Raw genomic sequence first — 17428 nt, forward strand, 5'->3', positions numbered from 1 at the left:
CGCCGAACAAGTCCGATCAGCGATTTTCTGTGGAAATTTGCACCGACAGGCTCACATCGTTAAGATCGTGCCACTGCCTGTCGGACGAGTAACTTACGTGAAACAAAACGCCATACAACCTGCCAACCTCGAATTCAACGCTGAGGGTACACCTGTTTCCCGAGATTTTGATGACGTCTACTTTTCTAATGATAACGGACTGGAAGAGACGCGCTATGTTTTCCTCGACGGAAATCATCTCGGCACCCGCTTCCCTGAGCATCCGCGCAGTCTGTTCGTTGTGGCGGAGAGCGGTTTCGGAACCGGGCTGAATTTTCTGACTCTCTGGCAGGCATTCGATTGTTTTCGCGCTGCACACCCTGAGGCTACCCTACAAAGATTACATTTCATCAGTTTCGAAAAATTTCCGCTTACCGCGCACGATCTGCGGCTTGCCCATCAGCACTGGCCGGAGCTTGCCCGCTGGGCGGAACAGCTTCAGGCACAGTGGCCGCCTCACATCGGTGGCTGTCATCGTCTGATTCTGGACGATGGACGGGTCACGCTCGACCTGTGGCTGGGCGACATTAACGACCTGACCGATAAGCTCGACGACTCGATAAATCAGAAGGTGGACGCCTGGTTCCTGGACGGTTTTGCGCCCGCCAAAAACCCGGACATGTGGAGCCAGCATCTGTTCAACGCCATGGCGCGGCTGGCACGTCCCGGCGCGACGCTTGCCACCTTTACCTCGGCGGGCTTTGTTCGCCGTGGGTTGCAGGAGGCGGGGTTTACCATGCGGAAAACCAAAGGGTTTGGCCGCAAACGCGACATGCTGGTCGGGGTGATGGAGCAGGATCTGGCGATCCCGGCACAGGCACCCTGGTTTGCTCGCCGCCCCAGTGCGTCGCGTGAGGTCGCCATTGTGGGCGGCGGTATTGCCAGCGCCCTGCTCTCGCTGGAGCTGCTGCACCGAGGCTGGCAGGTGACGCTCTATTGCGCTGACGAGGCGCCGGCGACGGGTGCATCAGGCAACCGCCAGGGCGCACTTTATCCTTTGTTAAGTTCACACGATCCGGCACTGTTCCAGTTCTTCCCGGCGGCGTTTACGTTTGCTCGTCGCCTTTACGATAGCCTGCCAGTTGCGTTTGACCACGACTGGTGCGGCGTGACGCAGCTCGGCTGGGACGAGAAGAGCCAGCAGAAAATTACACAAATGCTGTCGCTGGGTCTGCCGGAGGCCATCGCCCATGCCGTGACGGCGCAGCAGGTTTCTGAGACCACGGGCGTCGACACCGGCTGCGGCGGGATTCAGTATCCACGCGGCGGCTGGCTGTGTCCGGCTGAACTGACTTCTGCGGCGATTGCTCTCGGGCAGTCGCGCGGCTTGACGGTACATTATGCCCACAGGGTTGAATCGCTTAGCCGGACAGCGCACTGGACGCTGCGTTTTGCTGACGGCAACGAGGCGCAGCATGGAAGCGTGGTGCTCGCCAACGGGCATAACATCAATCAGTTTACCCAGACCGAGACGCTGCCGGTTTATCCTGTCGGCGGCCAGGTGAGCCATATTCCTGCCGCGCCCGCGCTGAGCAAGCTGCGCCAGGTGCTGTGTTACGACGGCTACCTGACGCCGCAAAATCCGTCCAACGGCCATCACTGCATTGGCGCCAGCTACCATCGCGGTGAAACGGACATGCAGTACAGCGAAGCAGATCAGCAGCAAAACCGCCAGCGCCTGATCGACTGTTTCCCGGATGCGTCGTGGGCGAAAGAGGTTGACGTCAGCGAGGGCGAAGCGCGCTGCGGCGTACGCTGCGCGACCCGCGATCACCTGCCGATGGCGGGAAACGTGCCGGACTATGAAGCCACGCTTGAACTCTATCAGGATCTGGCAGACAACAAAGAAACGGCGGTGAGTGCGCCGGTTTATCCTGAACTGTTTATGCTGGGTGGTTTAGGCTCGCGGGGATTATGCTCCGCGCCGCTGCTGGCAGAGGTGCTGGCTGCGCAAATGAGCGATGAGCCGGTTCCGCTGGACAGGGTTACGCTCGCGGGGCTGAATCCGAACCGGTTGTGGGTAAGGAAACTGCTGAAGGGGAAAATGGTTAAGTAGGGTGCGGTCGAATCCCCTCACCCTGACCCTCTCCCCAAAGGGGAGAGGGAAGAGAAGGCGGCGGCTTAGCGTTTAGCCTGCTGGAATAAATTGTCCCACATGCCCAGCACTAAAGACTGGTCGCGCGGAGAGAGCTCCCCGGCCAGAATGGCTTTTTCCAGGCTGCGCGTGACTTCAGCGTGAACGGCGTCGGCAGAGTGATCGTCACCTGCTTCCAGCTCGGCTACCGCCAGCGTCAGGTGACCACGCAGATAACCGCTGGCGAACAGCTCATCATCACTGGCGTGTTCCACCATGTCATCAATTAACGCCAGAATGCGTGATTCAAATTCTGCGATCATCTTCTTTCCTCTGTTATAAATCTTCCGGCCACGGGAAGCATTCCGCCGTGATCTCCGGCGTGTGGTAATAATTCTGTAAGGCCTCGATCAGACGCGCCGGACGTTCCGGGATGCCCTTCTCAAGATACTCCATCACCTGCGCATGCACGCGGCGCTGGAAGACGATACGGTCTGGCTCGAAGTCGCCTTCAAGGTTGTCACAGCTCACGTTGAACGGGAAACCCGCCGCCACGCAGAACAGCCACTCCAGCGCCTGCGGTTTCACCTCCACATCTTCGAACCGCCCCTGGGTGGCGGCGTCGCGCCCGTCCGGGCAGTACCAGTAACCGAAGTCCACCTGCTCGCGACGCGCTTTCCCCGCGATGCACCAGTGCGAAATCTCGTGCAAACCGCTGGCGTAAAAGCCGTGGGCAAAGACGATGCGGTTATACGGAACCTCGTCATCAGCAGGAAGATAGATCGGTTCGTCGTCGCCTTTAATCAGACGGGTATTAAAATCATCAGCAAAACAGCTATCGAAGATCTCAATCAGCTGTTCGTATTTATGCGTACTGTTCATTAGTTCATCCCCAACCAGGTGAGGATCTCCTGTCCATGGCTGTCATAAAGAAGTTTGGCGCTCATCACCGCCGAGACGACAACAATCATCGGGCGGATCAACTTTTGCCCTTTGCTTAATACCAGACGCGAGCCTGCGCGCGCGCCCAAAAACTGCCCTGCCATCATCACAAACCCGGTTGCCCAGATAACCTTGCCGCCAATGATAAACAGCAGCAGGCCGCCGACGTTCGAGGTCGCATTCAGCACCTTGGCGTGGGCGGTGGATTTGGCGAGGTTAAAGCCGGCCAGCGTCACGAACGCCAGCGCGTAAAACGAGCCTGCCCCTGGGCCAAAGAAGCCGTCGTAAAAGCCGACGCAGCCACCGGCAATCAGCGCAAACGGCAGGCCGTGCAGCCGCCGCGCCCGGTCTTCCTCGCCGAGTTTAGGCATCAGCAGGAAATACAGGCCGATGCAGATAACCAGAATCGGCAGGATCTGGCGCAGAATGTCGGACTGCACGTGCTGTACCAGCAAGGCACCCGCCGTCGAGCCAATAAACGTCATCAGGATATTGAGCTTCTGATCGGCGAGATTCACCACCTTGCGGCGAACAAAATAGAGCGAAGAGGAAAGAGAGCCGCCGCACGCCTGGAGTTTATTGGTGGCGAGCGCCTGGGCAGGGCTCATGCCTGCCGCCAGCAGCGCCGGAACGGTGAGCAAGCCGCCACCGCCCGCAAGGGCATCGATAAATCCGGCTAACATCGCAACAAAAAAGAGCACCGCCAGCAGCAGCGGTGACACCATGAACAGATCGACGAAATTATCCATTAAAGTACATGCTCATCCAGTAGCGCCTGGCAGGAAGGCGGCAACGGAGGCGGTGTCTTCTTCTCAGGCTTAGAGGTTCCAGGCTTGGCCGGTTCAAACCAGCTTTGCAGTTCGTAACCGCAACCGTCGCCAGGCGGCGGGAGCGGCTGATCTTCACATTCCAGGCTGTTCGCCGGACAGCGCAGACGAACATGCATATGTGCCCGGTGCTGGAACCACGGGCGCACTTTGCGCAGCCAGTCGCGATCCGTTCCCGCATCCAGGCAGAGCTGCTGCTTGATGGCCGGGTTAACAAAGATCCGCGTGACGTCATTATCTTCTGCCGCCAGCTTGATCATGCTGGAAATTTCCGGTGACCAGCGCGAGGCGACGACCCGTTTGCCATCGGCCGACACCAGATCCAGCGCCTGCGGCTTCAGCAGCTGCGCTGAACTCCAGCGCGTTTTCGGCAGTTGCAGGAAAATATCCACATCCAGTCCGGTCTGGTGGCTGGCGTGTCCGCCGTTAAAGCGGCCACCGGCAGGCATCCCCATATCGCCAATCAGCATCGTGCCCAGCCCCAGGTTATGCACCTGGTTGCCAAGACGCTGAATAAACAGCACCAGGTCAGGATGGCCGAAATAACGGCGCTGATCGGTGCGCATCACCTGATAGGTATCCGATTGCAGCGGAAGTTCCTGCGCGCCGACGATACAGCCGTTGGAAAACGCGCCGATAGACTGCGCGCTACCCGCCACCGGGTGGGTGATTTTCTGCCACGGCGTGGCGGCCAGACTGGCTCCACTGGCAAGCAGCGCCAGCAGAGCGATTGCGGTTTTTTTCATAGTTACCAGCGTGGAATGGTGGTCGACACATCCGCATTCTGCGCGCGCTGACGCAGGAAGTGATCCATCAGCACGATCGCCAGCATCGCTTCTGCGATCGGCACCGCGCGGATCCCCACGCACGGATCGTGTCGCCCTTTGGTGATCATCTCAACGTCTTCGCCAGCGCGGTTAATCGTGTGGCCCGGTACGGTAATACTTGACGTTGGCTTCAACGCGATATTGGCCGTAATCTGCTGACCGCTGCTGATGCCGCCCAGAATGCCGCCCGCATGGTTGCTCTGGAAACCGTCTTTCGTGATTTCATCGCGGTTCTGGCTGCCGCGAAGCGCAACCACGTCAAAACCGTCGCCGATTTCCACGCCTTTCACCGCGTTAATGCTCATCAGCGCGTGGGCGATGTCGGCGTCGAGGCGGTCAAATACCGGCTCGCCCCAGCCAGCCGGCACGCCGTCGGCTACCACGGTGACTTTCGCGCCAATAGAGTCCCCCTCTTTTTTCAGGCCGCGCATCAGTTCGTCCAGCGCGTCCAGCTTGTCGGCATCGGCGCAGAAGAACGGGTTAAGCTCGACCTGATCCCAGTCTTTGATTGCCAGCGGAATGTCGCCCATCTGGGTCAGACAGCCGCGGATAACGATGCCGAATTTCTGCTGGAGATATTTTTTGGCAATCGCCCCTGCCGCTACGCGCATCGCGGTTTCACGTGCGGAAGACCGGCCACCGCCGCGATAGTCGCGGAAGCCATATTTTTGCTCATAGGTGTAATCGGCATGGCCAGGACGGAAGACATCTTTGATTGCGCCGTAGTCCTGAGAGCGCTGATCGGTGTTTTCAATCAGCAGTCCGATGCTGGTGCCGGTGGTACGGCCCTCAAATACGCCGGAGAGAATTTTGACCTGGTCCGGCTCGCGACGCTGCGTGGTGTAGCGAGAGGTACCCGGACGACGACGATCGAGGTCATGCTGCAAATCGGCTTCGGTCAGTTCGATGCCTGGCGGGACGCCATCAACGATACAACCCAGTGCCAGACCGTGCGACTCGCCAAAGGTGGTCACACGGAATACCTGTCCAATACTGTTTCCTGCCATCACGGCTCCGATGTTGTTGTTTGTGTTTGAGCGTTGTGAAACGGGCCGAAGCCCGCTGGATTAATCTTTGTAAATGCTGAAGTATTCGCGCGCGTCAAGCAGCTGCGCTTTGGTCAGCATAAAGACGCCGTCACCGCCGTTGTCGAACTCAAGCCAGGTGAACGGCACATCCGGGTACTGCTCTATCAGATGTACCATGCTGTTGCCCACTTCACAAATCAGAACGCCGTCGTCGGTCAGATAATCCGGCGCACACGCCAGGATGCGGCGGGTCAGCTTCAGGCCGTCAGAGCCTGACGCCAGGCCCAGCTCCGGCTCGTGACGGTACTCGTTCGGCAGATCGGACATGTCTTCTGCATCCACGTACGGCGGATTGGTAACGATCAGGTCGTATTGCAGCGTCGGCAGGTCGCGGAACAGGTCAGAGCGGATAGGCGTGACGTGATGGATCAGGCCGTGCTCTTCAATGTTGTGTTCGGTAACGGCCAGCGCGTCGGTGGAGATATCGACGGCGTCCACTTCCGCTTCAGGGAAAGCGTAGGCGCAGGCAATGGCGATGCAGCCGCTGCCGGTGCACATATCGAGAATGTGCTGCGGCTGGTGCGCGATCAGGCCGTCAAAATGGTTGTTGATCAGCTCACCAATCGGCGAGCGCGGCACCAGCACACGCTCGTCAACGTAGAACTCGTGGCCGCAGAACCAGGCTTTGTTGGTCAGGTAAGCCACCGGAATGCGCTCGTTCACGCGGCGGATCACGCGCTCAACGATGCGGTGTTTTTCGCTGGAGGTCAGGCGCGCGGTACGCATGTCTTCCGGAATATCCAGCGGCAGATAGAGTGACGGCAGCACCAGCTGGACGGCCTCATCCCACGGGTTATCGGTGCCGTGACCGTACCAGATATTGGCGGCGCTGAAGCGGCTAACCGACCAGCGCAACATGTCCTGTATGGTATGCAGCTCGTTTACTGCTTCATCGACAAAAATTTTATCCACTCTTTCCTCCAGGGCATGCTCGCATAATTTTCGGCGGCTAGTTTGCCATGAAGACGGGGATAAATCAGCAATGACGCGTACCGCTTGAGGTTAAAAAATGCGTTTAGTCGGGTACACTATCGGAAATACGAGATGAGAATGACGAATGAAAAAGAAAACACCGCTCAGCGAGGAGGATCAGGCTCTCTTCCGTCAGCTGATGACCGGGACGCGTAAAATCACGCAGGACACCATTGTCCATCGCCCGCAGCGTAAGAAAATCAGCGAGGTTCCGGTCAAACGTCTGCTCCAGGAGCAGGCCGATAACAGCCACTATTTTTCAGATGAATTCCAGCCGCTGCTCAATACGCAGGGGGCCGTGAAGTACGTGCGCGAGGACGTCAGCCATTTTGAGCTGAAGAAGCTGCGCCGGGGCGATTATTCGCCGGAGCTGTTTCTCGATCTGCACGGGCTGACGCAGATGCAGGCGAAGCAGGAGCTGGGGGCGTTGATCGCGGCGTGCCGACGCGAGCATGTTTTTTGCGCCTGCGTGATGCACGGTCACGGCAAACATATTCTCAAACAACAGACGCCGCTGTGGCTGGCTCAGCATCCACACGTGATGGCTTTTCATCAGGCACCAAAAGAGTACGGCGGAGATGCCGCATTGCTGGTGTTGATTGAAGTTGAGGAGTGGCAGCCGCCAGAGTTGCCCTGACAGGATGGCGGGAAGCGCTATGCCCCCGCCATATCGCACGTCACGTCAGATGGCTTTTGCCATCTTCAGGTTGCACGGACTCATTTGCCAGTTGAAGACCCCTTTGCCGGTTTCGTCGAGGGTGACGTTGGCAATGGCGGACGTTGTGAACATCGGTGGCGTTTCGCCCGGGCACAGCTCAGATACCAGATAGCCGACCAGCGGCAGGTGGGAAATGACCAGTGCGGAAGCAACACCTTCATTGCACAGCGCCTGAAGGTAAGCGCTGACAAGGCCAACATCGCCGCACGGCGTGAGTTCAGGAAGAACGTCCACGCTGGCTGGCAGGTTCATACACTCCCCTACCACATCCAGCGTCTGCTCTGCCCGCAGGAACGGACTCACCAGAACGCGTTCAATGTCCACTTTTTGACCTTTAAGCCATGTTGCCATCTGACGGGATTCGTCGCAGCCACAGACGGTTAAAGGACGTACTGAGTCACTGGCGGCATCAAGTGCCGCGTCGCCGTGACGCATGATAAAAACTTGCATATTGCACCGCTTTTGTTAACCAGAATCACCGGCGTTAACTACCCGCGATTAATGCTCTGAGGTAGAAAACCCGATGGCCGGGCATTGTGCCTGATCCATTCGGTGAATGAAACGCTGTTTTTTACCTCAATGGCGTAAGTATAGTCAATCTCTGTTTACAATTTCGCCAGAACAGGTTCCATTACCTCAGGATTTACCCTTCTTTGACTTCAGTTTACGCAATCAGTTTCCCTTGCGGGCCAGAATGTCTGGCCCCGTTCCGCCATCTGCAATAATTCGTCACAAGGTGTAAACCGTGGACCGTATTGCGAGGCCAGACGTTGCAGAATCGCAACCACTTCACCCACCCCGAGGGTATCCATGTACCGGAACGGGCCGCCAAGGAATGGCGGGAAACCGATGCCAAACACGGCGCCGATGTCGCCGTCGCGCGCGCTTTTGATCACCTGCTCGCCAAAGCAGCGCGCCGCTTCATTGAGCATCATCATTACGCAGCGCTCAGCGCACTGAACCGCCGACAGTTTTCCCTGACCCGTGACGGGAATAAGCGCATAAACCGAAGGGTCGACCTGTTTCTTGCTTTTACGCCCTTTCGCGGCGTAAAGATAGAAACCGCGTTCATTTTTTCTGCCTTTGCGATCGTCCTTCAAAATTGCAGAAACAAAGTTTGCAGGCGGCGCAAAACGATCGCCATAAGCCGCTTCCAGCACAGGGATGATTTTAGTCCCCGTATCAATTCCTACCTCATCCAAAAGCTGGATTGGGCCAACGGGGAAACCAAACTTCACCAGGGCATCATCGACGTGCTCAATTTTCTCCCCTTCCGTCAGCAGCCGCATCGCTTCGTTAATGTACGGCGCCAGAATACGGTTGACGTAGAAGCCCGCTTTGTCCGCGACCACAATGGGGGTTTTGCCCTGTTTTTTCGCCAGCTTCACCACGGTGGCAATAGTTTGCGGGCTGGTTGTGGCATGCGGGATCACCTCCACCAGCGGCATTTTTTCGACCGGGCTAAAAAAGTGCAGCCCTATCACCTGCTCCGGGCGCGCGGCTTTCGCCGCGATGTCGCCAATCGGCAATGAGGAGGTGTTTGAAGCAAAAATGGTGTGCGGCGCACAATGCTGCTCAACGTCCGCCACCATCTGCTGCTTAAGGGCCAGATCTTCGAACACGGCTTCAATCACCAGATCGCGGTGTGCGAACCCGCTGTAGTCGGTGGTGCCCGTGATCGTCGCGAGGGTTTTATCGCGCTCGCTGGCCTTAATATGGCGGCGTTTCACTTTGCGATCGAGATTCTGCCAGCTGTACTGCAACGCGTGGTTGATGCCCTTAGGGTTGATATCTTTAATACGTACGGGCAATTTGCCTTTGCTGGCGGTGACAAACGCGATGCCGCCCCCCATCAGCCCGCCGCCCAGAACGCCAATGGCGCGCAACGGAGCCGGTTCAGCTTCGCTGCCCGGATCTTTTTTGACCTCCGTGCTGGCAAAGAAAATGCTGCGCAGCGCCTGCGATTGCGGCGTCATCGCCAGCTCGCCAAACGCCTTCGCTTCTGCGGCATAGCCGCTGCTGCTGCCCTGCGATAAACCGGTTTCAATCACCTCCAGAATGCGCTTCGTTGCCGGATAGTTTCCTCTGGTTTTTTGCTCGGTTTTTTTATCCACCATCCTGAACAGCAGCGCGCGTCCCAGCGGTCCGGCAAGGATGCGCTCGCGCACCGGCAGGGGGCGTTTCGCCTGACGCCCCTTCAGCGCCCGTTCAACGGCAGCGTCAAGCAGGATGGCGTGCGGAACGACCTCATCAACCAGACCCGCCTTCAGGGCCTGACGGGCGCGCAGTTGTTTACCGGTTAAGATCATCTCCAGCGCCGTACTGACGCCCACCAGATGCGGCAGGCGCTGCGTTCCACCCGAGCCGGGCAGCAACCCAAGCTGTACCTCCGGCAGGCCGAGTACGGTTTTCGCATCGTCGGTACAAATGCGGCTGTGGCAGGCCAGCGCCAGCTCAAGCCCGCCGCCCAGGCAGGCCCCATGAATCGCGGCGACAACGGGTATCGACAGCGCATGGATCTCCGCCATCACCTGCTGACCCTGACGCGCCAGATCTTCTGCCTCCTGAGCGCTTGCAGCGCGGGCAATCATATTGATATCGGCCCCGGCGATGAAGTTATCCGGCTTTGCCGAGATAAATACCAGTCCGCGTATCGCTTTGTTTTCGCGGATCTGTCTGAGCATCGCGCGCACCTGAACGCCAAACTCGGCCTTCAGGGTATTCATCTTTTCGTCGGGCACATCAATGGTAATAACGGCCACGTTATCGAGGCGAACGGCCAGGTTAAATGCAGATGTCGTTTCCATTATTCAGCCTCCAGAACCATTGCTGCACCCAGGCCGCCCGCCGCACAGGCGGTGACGAGACCAAAACCGCCGCCACGTCGACGCAGCTCGTGCAACGTCTGGGTTATCATTCGCGCCCCTGTCGCCGCAAACGGATGACCATAGGCGATGGAGCCACCCAGCACGTTGAATTTACTCTGATCGACTTCGCCTGTGGCGTGCGCGCGGCCCAGCACGTCGCGGGCAAAACGCTCGCTCGCCATAAGCTGCACGTTTGCCAGCGTTTGGGCGGCAAAGGCTTCGTGCATATCAATCAGCGTGAGATCGGAGAGCGTCAGCCCTGCGCGATCCAGCGCCAGCGGCGTGGACCAGGCCGGTCCGAGCAGCATGTCCTGCCAGACATCAATGGCGGTAAAGGCGTAGCTGCGCAAATAGCCCAGCGGCGTAATGCCCAGCTCCTTCGCCCGGGATTCCGTCATCAGGATCACGGCGGCGGCGCCGTCCGTCAGAGGCGTACTGTTAGCCGCGGTGACCGTACCGTGCTTACGGTCAAACGCCGGGCGCAGTTTGGCGTAATCCGCCAGCGTGGAGGTGCCGCGGATGTTGTTATCTTCTGAAAGCGGTTCGCGGTAAGGCGGCACGTAGGCGGTCATTACTTCGTCGGCCAGTTTGCCCTCCGACCAGGCTTTCGCTGCCAGCTGATGCGAGCGATGCGCCAGCGCGTCCTGCTGCTCCCGGGTAATACCGTAGGTTTTTGCCATCTGCTCGGCAGTGTCGCCCATACGCAGGCCGGTGGAGTATTCCGCAACGGCAGGGGGCACGGGCATGAGGTCGCGCAGGCGTAAACGCGAGAAGAGTTTGAGCTTCGCGCCGGTGGTCCGGGCTTTGTTGGCATCCACCAGGATGCGGGCCAGCCGTTTGCTGACGCCGATGGGCAGCACGGAGGAGGAATCCGCGCCTCCGGCGATCCCTGCGCGGATGGTTCCCGCCATCAGGCTTTCAGCCACGTTCGCCACCGCCTGAAAACTGGTGGCGCAGGCGCGGCTGACGCTGTAGGCGTCGGTGTGAACGTTCATGCCGGTGCCCAAGACGATTTCACGCGCGATATTGGGCGCTTCCGGCATTTGCACGACCTGGCCGAAAACCAGCTGCTCAATAACTTCTGGCGGGATCTCGCTGCGAGCCAGCATCTCCCCCACGACCATTTTTCCCAGATCGACAGCCGGTATACCGTGAAACGCGGTTGCCTGACGCGCAAACGGCGTACGTAACCCGCTGACAATGGCAATGCGGTCACCGTGTCGGGTGATAAGCGGTAATGCCTGACTCATAACACTCCCCTGTAAAAAAATTTTGCGCGCACATTAAGTGGTCTGACCTGATAATAGTGTTAACTATTTTTTTACATTGAGCCAATCGGGGAAGCGAAAAATTGCGAGCTAAGGCACAGAGAAGAAAAAGAAAATGCCCAGGGTAAAAGCAAAACGGTAACCCGTGGGTTACCGTTTTTAGAGTTTGCGCCCTCTCCCGTGGGAGAGGGTTGGGGTGAGGGCACCAGACCGCAGGAATTAACGCAGGCCCAGCTGGAAAATCAGCGTTTCAGCTTCGCAGGCGAACACGAAGTCGATATCCAGCTGCACGCCGCCGTCCACTTCCGTAAAGGTAGATTTGATTTCGCACGGATCGGATTCCACTTCGCGCGCGCGCTGGGTCAGCGCCGCCAGCGTTTTTTCCGCTTCAGCGCGATTGCTGAAGACGCGGCTGTAAGAGGCGGTGCAATCGGTGTTGTCCATGATGGTGCCAACATCCATACAGCAGCAAACCGGGGTTTCATCAGCACTGCATTTACTCATAGCTCAATTTCCTCTGTATTCGCGCAACGCGCGAGATAAACACGATGCGACTATTTTACGCCCCCGGACGAGCCCCCTCCAGCCGTTAATGGCGCAAAATCGGATAAGTGAGCAATATCACACTAAAAAATGATCTAAAACAAAATTCACCTTTTCAGATGATTCGCACTGGTCACAATTTTGCCAACCAGATCTCGTTTCAAGAAACATATCTGAAAATATTAATAAACAAACTTGCAACATCCCAGCTGGTCAGACCTATACTCTCGCCACTGGTCTGATTTGTAAGTCATACCTCAGACCCTACACTTCGCGCTCCTGTTACGGTATGTAACAATTATTGAATAAAAATAACTCAATGAGGTTATGGTCATGAGCCAGAAAACCCTGTTCAAACAAACTGCTTTAGCAGTTGCAGTGGCAATCGTCTCAACGTCCGCCTGGTCAGCGGGCTTCCAGTTAAACGAATTTTCTTCCTCTGGCCTTGGCCGTGCGTATTCCGGGGAAGGTGCGATTGCCGATGACGCAGGCAACGCAAGCCGTAACCCGGCGCTGATCATGATGTTCGATCGCCCTACCTTCTCTGCCGGTGCGGTTTACATCGATCCTGATGTCAACATTTCTGGCAAATCACAGTTCACCGGCGCGGATCTGAAGGCGGATAACATTGCGCCAACGGCGTGGGTGCCTAACCTGCACTTTGTTGCCCCGATTAACGAACAGTTTGGTTGGGGGGCTTCTGTTACCTCTAACTATGGCCTGGCGACGGAGTTCAACAACGACTATCCGGCCGGGGAATACGGCGGTAAAACCGACCTGACCACCCTGAACCTCAACCTGAGCGGCGCCTATCGTCTGAACGATAGCTGGAGCTTCGGTCTGGGCTTTAATGCCGTTTACGCCGACGCAAAAATCGAGCGTTACACCGGCGAGCAAACCGCTGCGCTGCCGAAAAACAGCAACAAAATCGCCAGCCTGAAAGGTGATGAATGGGGCTACGGCTGGAACGCCGGGATCCTGTATGAACTGGATAAAAACAACCGCTGGGGTCTGACCTATCGCTCAGAAGTGAAAATCGATTTCGATGGCGATTACAAAAGCGGCATCCTGAGCCCAGTCAACGGTATGGTTCCGGGCGCAGGCACCACCATTCCATGGGGTACCTCGAATCAAACCGTACCGGGTTCACTGTCGCTGCACCTGCCTGAAATGTGGGAAGTGTCTGGTTACAACCGCGTTGCGCCGCAGTGGGCGATTCACTATAGCCTCGCGTATACCAGCTGGAGCCAGTTCCAGGAGCTGAAAGCCACCGGCAGCAACGGCCAGACGCTGTTCTATAAGGACGAGAGCTTCCACGACGCATACCGTCTGGCGCTGGGTACGACCTACTATATGGATGACAACTGGACGTTCCGTACCGGTATCGCGTTTGATGACAGCCCGGTCCCGGCGGATAAACGTTCTATCTCCATTCCGGATCAGGACCGCTTCTGGCTGAGTGCGGGTGCAACCTATGCGTTTAACGAGAATGCGTCCATCGACGCGGGCGTCTCTTATATGCACGGTCAGAAAGTGACCTTCCAGGAAGGCCCTTACGAGTTTACCTCTGAAGGTAAAGCGTGGCTGTTCGGTACCAACTTCAACTACGCGTTCTAATCCCAACACGATTAAAAAAGGTGAGCATCGCTCACCTTTTTTATTTATTCCGAATCAATATCTTTTAATTCGTTCTCGATGGCTTTCGCGTTCGGATTATCTTCCGGCTTCAGCTTACCGCCGTTGGCAATAAAGTCGTGGTTCTGGAAATAGGCCTCACGCACCATAATGTACGGATCCGAAGACTGACGCAGCAGACCGTCTGAGTCCAGCAGTTGCGCACGTGTTTCAATCCCTTCCACGGTCCATTTACCAATCGACAGCGGCCAGGTGAGCCATGACAGCACCGGATACAGCGTATCCACCATGTCGCCACCATCGTCACGCACGGTGAAGCTGCCGTAGAACGGCAGGTGCACATACGGACCATAACCTACGCCATAATGCCCCAGCGTACTGCCGAAACGGTGCGGCTGTTCACGCTGTAGTTTCGGGTTAGCCATGCCTGCGACATCAATTAAGCCGCCCATGCCCAGCAGGGAGTTCAGGAAGAAGCGGGTGAAATGCACCATCCCCTGATACGGGTCGCCCTGGAGGAAATAGTTCACCATCACCGCTGGCTCTTCGAGGTTACTGGTAAAGTTGCTCAGCCCGTTTCGCGCCGGCTGCGGAACGTAGTCACGCCATGCCACGGCAACCGGACGAACCAGGTACGGATCCAGCACATTATAGTTAAAGCTGTACATTGAACGGTTAAATCCTTCGAGAGGATCGGAGCGTCCGGTTTGCTCGCCAGAGCTGGCGCAGCCCACAAGCATCGTCACGCCCAGCGCAAGCGCCGACAGCCGAAGTTTCATACATTTCTCCCTGTTCAATATGGCTATCGTTGAATGCCATCTGTAACGGAGCAGGTGACGCTCCGCCTGAAACGTGCAAGTGATTGTAACAGCACGCTTACCGATGTCTACGAGGACAATGACGACCCGCTCGCGTCATCACGCTAATTTCAGCATAGCCTGTCTTTAAGAATTCGTTTCGCCGGCAATTTTATATTGGCTTTGAAAGAGATGTCTCACCTTTATTGCCATTTTCTGCAATTTAAGAGCTTCCCCACGGGCAAGGCGCTAAAAGCCGCTACGCTTAAATGAGCGATAACCCCGAAGGAGCAGTTATGAAAGACATTAACGAAGAAAAGATTGGCGAGAACAATGAAGAACCTGAGATTGAGAGCGAGGAGAAAGACCGGGGCGAAGAGATAGAAGTCGATGAGGATCGCCTGCCGTCGCGCGCCATGGCCATTCATGAACATATTCGCCAGGATGGCGAAAAGGAGATGGAGCGTGACGCGATGGCCCTGCTGTGGTCAGCCATCGCAGCCGGTCTGTCGATGGGCGCATCGCTGCTTGCCAAAGGGATATTTCACGTGCAGCTGGAAGGCGTGCCGGGCGGGTTTTTGCTCGAAAATTTAGGCTACACGTTCGGCTTTATCATCGTCATTATGGCGCGGCAGCAGCTTTTTACCGAGAACACCGTGACCGCCGTACTGCCGGTCATGCAAAACCCCACCCTCGGAAATTTTGGCTTACTGATGCGCCTGTGGAGCGTCGTGCTGCTGGGGAACCTCATCGGTACGGGCGTAGCCGCCTGGGCCTTCGAGTATATGCCCATATTTGATGAACCGACCCGTGACGCATTCGTGAAGATTGGGATGGATGTGATGAAAAACACGCCGGTTGAAATGTTCTCTAATGCCATTATCTCCGGCTGGATCATCGCCACTATGGTCTGGATGTTCCCGTCAGCGGGCAGCGCGAAAATCGTCGTGATTATCCTGATGACCTGGCTTATCGCACTCGCGGATACCACGCACATCGTTGTCGGGACCGTAGAAATCCTTTATCTGGTGTTTAACGGCACCCTCCACTGGAGCGACTTTTTCTGGCCGTTCGCCCTGCCTACCCTCGCAGGCAACATTTGTGGCGGGACCTTTATCTTTGCGCTGCTGAGCCATGCGCAAATCCGTAACGACATGTCCAACAAGCGTAAGGCCGAGCTTAAGGCTCAGGAAAAAAAGGATAAAACAGCCGAAAAATCGGCGTGAACGGTGACTCTTTGACCAGTCAGGCGGCAATGCGCTTAACGAAAAGTGTAAATAACGTTATACTCTTGCCGCTTCGTCCCCTTAGTTAAATGGATATAACGAGCCCCTCCTAAGGGCTAGTTGCAGGTTCGATTCCTGCAGGGGACACTTCCGTTTTTCCTTATGCCCCCTTCCAAAGCTCCACGCAGTTCCGGCCACGCCGTTTCGCGCCGTATAAGGCTTCATCCGCAGCCTGAATCAACCGTTCGTAATCAGGATGACCGTTAAACATCGCAGCGCCTATCGAGAGTGAGAGCGGGATAATCTCGCCGGTTGGGGAGTTAACCTTGATTTTTTCCACCCGTTTGCGAATGCGCTCGGCAATACGCAGCGTATCCACTTCCGAGATTTCCGTCAGCACAATCAGGAACTCATCCCCGCCGTAGCGAAAAACGTAATCACAGGTTCGCACGTTGTCGTAGAACGCGCCGGAAACTTTTCGCAGGATCTCGTCCCCGGTATTGTGTCCCCAGGTATCATTGATTTGTTTAAATTTGTCGACATCAATCAGCAGCGTTGAGAGCATTGTCCCGGCCCGGGTGGCGTGCAGGATTTCGCGTTTGAAGATGGTTGGCAGGAAACGGCGGTTCAACAGACGGGTCAGGACATCCACCCCCACCTCGTGCCGCGAAACTTCATCAAATAGCTCGCGCAGCAGGGTGATGATTTGCGAGAGGGTATTCCGCATTCGCTGCAAGAATTTATCCCGGTGCACTTTATCATTCAGGTCCTGCCCTGACAGACGGACCTCGTTAAAAAGGTCATCAAATTCCTGAATCAGACGAGAGATATGCCCGGCCTCAGCGATCCCGCTGAAATAGTGGCGACCTTTATGGCTAAACCACAGTCCAAATTCAGACTGACCCAGCGGAAGACTGTTGCCGATACTGGAATTAAGGGTGATTTTATACAGAAGCACCATTTCCCATGACAGTAACGCCGCGGTCTGTCTTTCCTTCTCCTCTTCTGCGTTCTCCATTAAGGAAAAGATGCGGTAATTCTCATCTTCCTTCGCCGCATTGTTTTCGCTAAAAACATAGGCCCGTGACATCACTTCCATGGCCAGATCGATACTGTTTATCGCGTAGTGATAAATATGCAGCTTCACCTCGGGCGTATGGGCGCTGGTAGTAATGACGGGTAACAGCAGCTTTTTCAGCACACGAAAGCCCATTTCGACCAAATCAACCGAAATACCAATACGGGCATGAACATCCGCAGCGCGCTGCTGCGCCCGCATCTGCTCTTCAACCTGCTCCACCCGGCATGAGAGCACATCAATAAGCCAGCGACGAAGCGCTTCCTGAAGCTGCCTTTCCACCTGTTCGGTCGTCAGGAATTCAGCCACCGAAGGGTCCGCCAGCACCACACGATAAAATTCAGCAACCAGCGGCGATGCGTTGTCCCTGGCAAGCTCAGTCGCAAGGCGATGCACGTCGGGATCGGTCTCATTAATCAGCTTCACCCACTCTTCTTTCACCGTTTGCAGGTAGGTTTCCATGATCTGCTCCTTAAGGAGTCATGCGGGTACGCAGATTTAACAATAGCAAAATCAACCCACTCCGC

At 56.5% G+C, this 17428-nt stretch carries 16 protein-coding genes and 1 tRNA gene; 5 read left to right on the top strand and 12 right to left on the bottom strand.

The features are described from left to right. The first annotated feature begins 97 nt into the window (after nucleotides 1-97). A complete protein-coding gene (mnmC, locus tag DBR02_RS01925) occupies nucleotides 98-2095 on the top strand; it encodes a bifunctional tRNA (5-methylaminomethyl-2-thiouridine)(34)-methyltransferase MnmD/FAD-dependent 5-carboxymethylaminomethyl-2-thiouridine(34) oxidoreductase MnmC (protein ID WP_173937186.1) in 1998 nt (665 codons plus the stop codon). Nucleotides 2096-2160: 65 nt separating this feature from the next. Here the strand turns inward: mnmC and DBR02_RS01930 are convergent, their stop codons facing one another. The 6 genes from DBR02_RS01930 to prmB are packed head-to-tail and all read right to left on the bottom strand — an operon-like array spanning nucleotide 2161 to nucleotide 6709. Next, complete coding sequence (locus DBR02_RS01930) at nucleotides 2161-2436, bottom strand: YfcL family protein (RefSeq protein ID WP_028013966.1); 276 nt, start codon at nucleotides 2434-2436, stop codon at nucleotides 2161-2163. 13 nt (nucleotides 2437-2449) lie between these two features. After that, complete coding sequence (locus DBR02_RS01935; protein ID WP_107533438.1) at nucleotides 2450-2995, bottom strand: elongation factor P hydroxylase; 546 nt, start codon at nucleotides 2993-2995, stop codon at nucleotides 2450-2452. Further along, a complete protein-coding gene (locus tag DBR02_RS01940; RefSeq protein WP_022648863.1) occupies nucleotides 2995-3804 on the bottom strand; it encodes a sulfite exporter TauE/SafE family protein in 810 nt (269 codons plus the stop codon). Before DBR02_RS01940 ends, DBR02_RS01935 begins: the two co-directional genes overlap by 1 nt. Then, on the bottom strand, nucleotides 3804-4628 hold the full coding sequence (gene mepA, locus DBR02_RS01945; RefSeq protein WP_003861385.1) for a penicillin-insensitive murein endopeptidase: 825 nt from the start codon (nucleotides 4626-4628) through the stop codon (nucleotides 3804-3806). Before mepA ends, DBR02_RS01940 begins: the two co-directional genes overlap by 1 nt. 2 nt (nucleotides 4629-4630) lie before the next feature. Beyond that, a complete protein-coding gene (aroC, locus tag DBR02_RS01950; RefSeq protein ID WP_107533439.1) occupies nucleotides 4631-5716 on the bottom strand; it encodes a chorismate synthase in 1086 nt (361 codons plus the stop codon). A gap of 60 nt (nucleotides 5717-5776) precedes the next feature. Continuing rightward, nucleotides 5777-6709, bottom strand: coding sequence for a 50S ribosomal protein L3 N(5)-glutamine methyltransferase (gene prmB, locus DBR02_RS01955; RefSeq protein WP_063450426.1), 933 nt, complete (start codon nucleotides 6707-6709; stop codon nucleotides 5777-5779). Nucleotides 6710-6854: 145 nt separating this feature from the next. Between prmB and smrB the strand changes: the two genes are divergently transcribed. Next, nucleotides 6855-7406 carry an endonuclease SmrB gene (gene smrB, locus DBR02_RS01960; protein WP_063450427.1) on the top strand — a complete coding sequence of 184 codons (552 nt, stop codon included), beginning with the start codon at nucleotides 6855-6857 and terminating at the stop codon, nucleotides 7404-7406. Nucleotides 7407-7451: 45 nt separating this feature from the next. Here the strand turns inward: smrB and sixA are convergent, their stop codons facing one another. The 4 genes from sixA to DBR02_RS01980 all read right to left on the bottom strand — a co-directional run bounded on the left by sixA (nucleotide 7452) and on the right by DBR02_RS01980 (nucleotide 12126). Further along, the gene (gene sixA / locus DBR02_RS01965; protein WP_063868153.1) at nucleotides 7452-7937 is read right to left on the bottom strand and encodes a phosphohistidine phosphatase SixA; all 486 of its coding nucleotides are present in this window, start codon (nucleotides 7935-7937) and stop codon (nucleotides 7452-7454) included. Between the two features lie 209 nt (nucleotides 7938-8146). Further along, the gene (gene fadJ, locus DBR02_RS01970) at nucleotides 8147-10294 is read right to left on the bottom strand and encodes a fatty acid oxidation complex subunit alpha FadJ (RefSeq protein WP_107533440.1); all 2148 of its coding nucleotides are present in this window, start codon (nucleotides 10292-10294) and stop codon (nucleotides 8147-8149) included. After that, nucleotides 10294-11604 (bottom strand): acetyl-CoA C-acyltransferase FadI, encoded by a 1311-nt coding sequence (gene fadI / locus DBR02_RS01975; RefSeq protein ID WP_107533441.1) that lies wholly within the window; start codon nucleotides 11602-11604, stop codon nucleotides 10294-10296. Before fadI ends, fadJ begins: the two co-directional genes overlap by 1 nt. Before the next feature lie 237 nt (nucleotides 11605-11841). Further along, nucleotides 11842-12126, bottom strand: coding sequence for a YfcZ/YiiS family protein (locus tag DBR02_RS01980; RefSeq protein ID WP_107533442.1), 285 nt, complete (start codon nucleotides 12124-12126; stop codon nucleotides 11842-11844). A gap of 372 nt (nucleotides 12127-12498) precedes the next feature. On the opposite strand from DBR02_RS01980, the gene fadL reads away from it, so the two are divergent. Next, entirely contained in the window at nucleotides 12499-13782 is a 1284-nt protein-coding gene (gene fadL, locus DBR02_RS01990) for a long-chain fatty acid transporter FadL (RefSeq protein ID WP_063868145.1), read from the top strand. Nucleotides 13783-13826: 44 nt separating this feature from the next. Here the strand turns inward: fadL and mlaA are convergent, their stop codons facing one another. Further along, nucleotides 13827-14579 (bottom strand): phospholipid-binding lipoprotein MlaA, encoded by a 753-nt coding sequence (gene mlaA, locus DBR02_RS01995; RefSeq protein ID WP_003861365.1) that lies wholly within the window; start codon nucleotides 14577-14579, stop codon nucleotides 13827-13829. A gap of 314 nt (nucleotides 14580-14893) precedes the next feature. Here mlaA and DBR02_RS02000 point away from each other — a divergent pair, with 314 nt between their 5' ends. Beyond that, nucleotides 14894-15823: a formate/nitrite transporter family protein gene (locus DBR02_RS02000; RefSeq protein ID WP_063868143.1), complete on the top strand. Its 930-nt coding sequence runs from the start codon at nucleotides 14894-14896 to the stop codon at nucleotides 15821-15823. Nucleotides 15824-15898: 75 nt separating this feature from the next. Continuing rightward, nucleotides 15899-15970: transfer RNA gene (locus DBR02_RS02005), tRNA-Arg, on the top strand. Between the two features lie 13 nt (nucleotides 15971-15983). Here DBR02_RS02005 and DBR02_RS02010 read toward each other — a convergent pair. Further along, the gene (locus DBR02_RS02010) at nucleotides 15984-17363 is read right to left on the bottom strand and encodes a diguanylate cyclase (protein ID WP_107533443.1); all 1380 of its coding nucleotides are present in this window, start codon (nucleotides 17361-17363) and stop codon (nucleotides 15984-15986) included. Nucleotides 17364-17428: the final 65 nt, after the last annotated feature.

This window comes from Enterobacter cloacae complex sp. (genome assembly GCF_900322725.1).
Taxonomy (GTDB): domain Bacteria; phylum Pseudomonadota; class Gammaproteobacteria; order Enterobacterales; family Enterobacteriaceae; genus Enterobacter; species Enterobacter quasihormaechei.